This window comes from Dryocola clanedunensis (genome assembly GCF_038405435.1).
GTDB lineage: Bacteria > Pseudomonadota > Gammaproteobacteria > Enterobacterales > Enterobacteriaceae > Dryocola > Dryocola clanedunensis_A.
In genome coordinates this window covers 1-538 of record NZ_JBBYHZ010000197.1, presented here as the reverse complement: position 1 = coordinate 538, position 538 = coordinate 1, and the positions used below count along the sequence as shown (strand labels likewise).

Below are 538 nucleotides of genomic sequence, written 5' to 3'. Positions count from 1 at the left end.
TGGCCCGCCAGGCAATGGCGGTGCTGGGCGGCGGCGAGCAGCTGGTCCTGCGTGCCGGTGAAACCGGGGCGCGCCTGATCCTGGTGGCGGGCCGGCCGCTGCGCGAGCCGGTCATGCGGCATGGGCCGTTCGTGATGAACACCAAGCAGGAGCTGATGCAGGCCTTCGTGGATTTCCAGGAAGGCCGCTTCTGAGGGGCGCTGGCACCGCTCGCTGGCCGACGAACGCATGACACCTGACGGTGTGGGAGGCGCCGGCCAGCGGCCGGCGCTACCGTGGATGGCGGGATGAGTGCGGTGCACTGTCCCGGCCTCGTGCTCAGCGCCCGGCGGCGACGGCCGAGGGCGTCAGGCTCATGCCCTGCGCCAACGATTGCAGCGAGCCGAGTTCGCTGGCGTCACCGGCATACAGCGCGATCTGGGCAAAGCGGTTCCTGTCGAACTTGACCACGGTGATACGGCGGGTTTCATACCCCGGCGGCTACTGGCCGCCCAGGTCGGGCTGGTACCAGTACAGGGTTTCACCGGCGAAGCTGCCT

General features: G+C 69.5%; 2 protein-coding genes. Both read left to right on the top strand.

From position 1 onward, the window contains the following. On the top strand, nt 1-194 hold a 194-nt coding region (locus AAE045_RS24205), incomplete at its 5' end, for a pirin-like C-terminal cupin domain-containing protein (protein ID WP_455549839.1). A gap of 97 nt (nt 195-291) precedes the next feature. Further along, the coding region (locus AAE045_RS24200; protein WP_455549838.1) for a hypothetical protein at nt 292-538 on the top strand (247 nt) is incomplete at its 3' end.